This is a genomic window from Shigella sp. FC1661 (assembly GCF_001712525.1).
Classification (GTDB): domain Bacteria; phylum Pseudomonadota; class Gammaproteobacteria; order Enterobacterales; family Enterobacteriaceae; genus Escherichia; species Escherichia coli.
Map to the genome: position 1 here is coordinate 1 of NZ_MDGW01000184.1, position 4,243 is coordinate 4,243.

Consider the following 4,243-nt stretch of genomic DNA (forward strand, 5'->3'; position numbering starts at 1 on the left):
GGCGCACGTCTTCGGTGAACGCACTCTGGCCACACTGGAGCGTCTTCTGAGCCTGCTGTCGGCCTTTGAGGTCGTGGTATGGATGACGGATGGCTGGCCGCTGTATGAATCACGCCTGAAGGGAAAGCTGCACGTTATCAGCAAGCGTTACACTCAGCGCATTGAGCGACATAATCTGAATCTGAGACAACATCTGGCAAGGCTGGGACGGAAGTCACTGTCGTTCTCAAAATCGGTGGAGCTGCATGACAAGGTCATCGGGCATTATCTGAACATAAAACACTATCAGTAAGTTGGAGTCATTACCCTGTCTGCCATTCAGCATGATCGAGCCGCTACGGGAATTGTTGGTTAACCCGCCGCTGGAAAACTCGCGTAATGAAGATCAGAACTGGCGCGATAACCTGGTGCGCCAGGTGCAGCATTCACAGCTGGAGCTGGTCACCAACTTTGCCGATATCTCGCTACGCCTGTCGCAGATTTTAAAACTGAAACCCGGCGACGTCCTGCCGATAGAAAAACCTGATCGCATCATCGCCCATGTTGACGGCGTCCCGGTGCTGACCAGTCAGTACGGCACTCTCAACGGTCAGTATGCGTTACGGATAGAACATTTGATTAACCCGATTTTAAATTCTCTGAACGAGGAACAGCCCAAATGAGTGACATGAATAATCCGGCCGATGACAACAACGGCGCAATGGACGATCTGTGGGCTGAAGCGTTGAGCGAACAAAAATCAACCAGCAGCAAAAGCGCTGCCGACGCGGTGTTCCAGCAATTTGGCGGTGGTGATGTCAGCGGAACGTTGCAGGATATCGACCTGATAATGGATATTCCGGTCAAGCTGACCGTCGAGCTGGGCCGTACGCGGATGACCATCAAAGAGCTGTTGCGTCTGACGCAAGGGTCCGTCGTGGCGCTGGACGGTCTGGCGGGCGAACCACTGGATATTCTGATCAACGGTTATTTAATCGCCCAGGGCGAAGTGGTGGTCGTTGCCGATAAATATGGCGTGCGGATCACCGATATCATTACTCCGTCTGAGCGAATGCGTCGCCTGAGCCGTTAGTGATGAATAACCACGCTACTGTGCAATCTTCCACGCCGGTTTCTGCTGCGCCACTGCTGCAGGTCAGCGGCGCACTCATCGCCATTATTGCCCTGATCCTCGCTGCTGCCTGGCAGGTAAAACGGTTGGGATTTGCCCCGAAACGCACTGGCGTTAACGGTCTGAAAATTAGCGCCAGTGCTTCGCTGGGCGCGCGTGAACGGGTTGTGGTGGTCGATGTGGAAGATGCACGGCTGGTGCTCGGCGTTACCGCAGGGCAAATCAATCTGCTGCATAAACTTCCCCCTTCAGCACCAACAGAAGAGATACCGCAGACCGATTTTCAGTCGGTCATGAAAAATTTGCTTAAGCGTAGTGGGAGATCCTGATGCGTCGTTTGTTGTCTGTCGCACCTGTCCTTCTCTGGCTGGTTACGCCCCTCGCCTTCGCGCAACTGCCGGGTATCACCAGCCAGCCGCTGCCTGGCGGTGGACAAAGCTGGTCGCTCCCGGTGCAGACGCTGGTGTTCATCACCTCGTTGACGTTTATTCCGGCAATTTTACTGATGATGACCAGTTTCACCCGCATCATCATTGTTTTTGGTTTATTGCGTAACGCGCTGGGAACGCCCTCCGCGCCACCTAACCAGGTATTGCTGGGGCTGGCACTATTTTTGACCTTTTTTATTATGTCACCGGTGATCGACAAAATTTATGTCGATGCGTACCAGCCATTCAGCGAAGAGAAAATATCAATGCAGGAGGCGCTGGAAAAAGGGGCGCAGCCGCTACGTGAGTTTATGCTGCGTCAGACCCGTGAGGCAGATTTAGGGTTGTTTGCCAGACTAGCGAATACCGGCCCGTTGCAGGGACCTGAAGCCGTGCCGATGCGCATTTTGCTCCCGGCCTACGTGACCAGCGAGTTGAAAACCGCATTTCAGATAGGCTTCACGATTTTCATTCCTTTTTTGATTATCGACCTGGTGATTGCCAGCGTGTTGATGGCATTGGGGATGATGATGGTCCCCCCCGCCACCATTGCTCTGCCCTTTAAACTGATGCTGTTTGTACTGGTGGATGGCTGGCAATTGCTGGTCGGTTCGCTGGCGCAGAGCTTTTACAGCTAGAGAGGCAAAATGACACCTGAATCGGTCATGATGATGGGGACTGAAGCGATGAAAGTCGTGCTGGCACTGGCTGCCCCGCTGTTGCTGGTGGCGCTGGTCACGGGCCTTATCATCAGTATTTTGCAGGCCGCCACGCAGATCAACGAAATGACGCTGTCGTTTATTCCAAAAATCATCGCCGTATTTATTGCCATTATTATTGCCGGACCGTGGATGCTCAATCTGTTGCTGGATTACGTCCGCACCTTGTTCACTAACCTGCCGTATATCATCGGGTAGGCCGTACAATGATGCAGGTGACAAGCGATCAATGGCTTTCCTGGTTAAGCCTGTACTTCTGGCCGTTACTGCGCGTGCTGGCGCTCATTTCTACCGCACCAATTCTGAGCGAACGCAGCGTGCCGAAACGGGTAAAACTGGGGCTGGCAATGATGATCACGTTCGTCATTGCCCCATCATTACCTGCCAACGATGTTCCTGTTTTTTCGTTCTTTGCTCTGTGGCTGGCCGTGCAGCAGATCCTGATCGGCATTGCGCTTGGTTTTACCATGCAATTTGCCTTTGCCGCTGTGCGAACCGCTGGCGAAATTATCGGTCTGCAAATGGGGCTGTCATTTGCGACGTTTGTCGATCCGGCCAGCCATCTCAATATGCCCGTTTTAGCGCGTATCATGGATATGCTGGCGTTACTGCTGTTCCTGACATTTAACGGTCATTTATGGTTGATTTCACTGCTGGTCGATACCTTTCACACCCTGCCAATTGGTGGCGAACCGTTGAACAGCAATGCGTTTCTGGCACTCACCAAAGCGGGGAGTTTGATTTTCCTTAACGGGCTGATGCTGGCGTTACCGCTCATTACTCTGCTGCTGCCCCTGAATCTGGCATTAGGTTTACTGAATCGTATGGCCCCGCAATTATCCATTTTTGTTATTGGATTTCCATTAACTCTGACTGTCGGTATCTCTTTAATGGCGGCATTAATGCCGTTAATTGCACCTTTTTGCGAACATTTATTCAGTGAGATGTTTAATTTGCTGGCTGATATTATTAGTGAATTGCCATTAATATAATTCCGTAACGTTTATCATGTTATCCTAAGGATTATCCGAAAAATAATACCTACGAACATCTTCCAGGATACTCCTGCGGCGAAATATTTGTTTTAAGCTCACTCACATATCGCAACATTTACTTTACTTTAAGACAATTCCAGGCAAATTATACAACACTTTACGGGATAGTAAGTCCGCCTGAAAAATCGCGAGAGTGGCGCATTAGGTGACCCATGTTGTTCCGTTTAGTCATGATGAAATATTCAGGTAAGGGGAATTATCGTTACGCATTGAGTGAGGGTATGCCATGTCAACGATTATTATGGATTTATGTAGTTACACCCGACTAGGTTTAACCGGGTATCTGTTGAGTAGAGGGGTTAAAAAAAGAGAAATCAACGACATTGAAACCGTTGATGACCTTGCCATAGCTTGTGATTCACAGCGCCCTTCAGTGGTGTTTATTAATGAGGACTGTTTCATCCATGATGCTTCTAACAGTCAGCACATCAAGCACATCATTAATCAACATCCCAATACGTTATTTATCGTTTTTATGGCAATTGCCAATGTTCATTTTGATGAATATCTATTGGCCAGAAAAAATTTATTGATAAGTTCTAAATCGATTAAACCGGAATCTCTCGACAATATCCTTGGCGATATTCTGAAAAAAGAGACAACGATAACCTCTTTTTTAAATATGCCGACGTTATCATTGAGCCGAACCGAATCGAGTATGTTGCGAATGTGGATGGCAGGTCAGGGAACCATTCAAATCTCTGACCAAATGAATATCAAAGCCAAGACCGTTTCATCGCATAAAGGTAATATTAAACGTAAGATCAAAACGCATAATAAACAGGTTATCTACCATGTCGTCCGACTGACGGATAATGTGACTAGGTGATGCTGCCAACTTACTGATTTAGTGTATGATGGTGTTTTTGAGGTGCTCCAGTGGCTTCTGTTTCTATCAGCTGTCCCTCCTGTTCAGCTACTGACGGGGTG

Annotated in this window: 7 protein-coding genes and 2 pseudogenes; all 9 read left to right on the top strand. The window is 49.1% G+C overall.

The features are described from left to right. Window positions 1-292 (top strand): annotated as a pseudogene (locus tag BFF42_RS11740) (IS1-like element IS1X2 family transposase); the annotation flags it as partial. Between the two features lie 16 nt (window positions 293-308). Next, window positions 309-662 (top strand): annotated as a pseudogene (locus BFF42_RS11745) (FliM/FliN family flagellar motor switch protein); the annotation flags it as partial. Continuing rightward, window positions 659-1,072 (top strand): flagellar motor switch protein FliN, encoded by a 414-nt coding sequence (fliN, locus tag BFF42_RS11750; protein ID WP_001282098.1) that lies wholly within the window; start codon window positions 659-661, stop codon window positions 1,070-1,072. The pseudogene BFF42_RS11745 and the gene fliN, both read left to right, overlap by 4 nt. Before the next feature lie 2 nt (window positions 1,073-1,074). After that, on the top strand, window positions 1,075-1,440 hold the full coding sequence (gene fliO, locus BFF42_RS11755; RefSeq protein ID WP_004982751.1) for a flagellar biosynthetic protein FliO: 366 nt from the start codon (window positions 1,075-1,077) through the stop codon (window positions 1,438-1,440). Next, a complete protein-coding gene (gene fliP / locus BFF42_RS11760) occupies window positions 1,440-2,177 on the top strand; it encodes a flagellar type III secretion system pore protein FliP (protein ID WP_001253450.1) in 738 nt (245 codons plus the stop codon). The genes fliO and fliP overlap by 1 nt, the downstream gene beginning before the upstream one ends. A 9-nt stretch (window positions 2,178-2,186) precedes the next feature. Next, window positions 2,187-2,456 (top strand): flagellar biosynthesis protein FliQ, encoded by a 270-nt coding sequence (gene fliQ / locus BFF42_RS11765; RefSeq protein ID WP_000187365.1) that lies wholly within the window; start codon window positions 2,187-2,189, stop codon window positions 2,454-2,456. Between the two features lie 8 nt (window positions 2,457-2,464). Further along, the gene (gene fliR, locus BFF42_RS11770; protein WP_000983993.1) at window positions 2,465-3,250 is read left to right on the top strand and encodes a flagellar biosynthetic protein FliR; all 786 of its coding nucleotides are present in this window, start codon (window positions 2,465-2,467) and stop codon (window positions 3,248-3,250) included. A gap of 289 nt (window positions 3,251-3,539) precedes the next feature. After that, entirely contained in the window at window positions 3,540-4,142 is a 603-nt protein-coding gene (gene rcsA, locus BFF42_RS11775) for a transcriptional regulator RcsA (RefSeq protein WP_039060119.1), read from the top strand. 50 nt (window positions 4,143-4,192) lie between these two features. Further along, a partial coding sequence (locus BFF42_RS28280) for an IS1 family transposase (protein ID WP_165888145.1) occupies window positions 4,193-4,243 on the top strand: 51 nt, incomplete at its 3' end.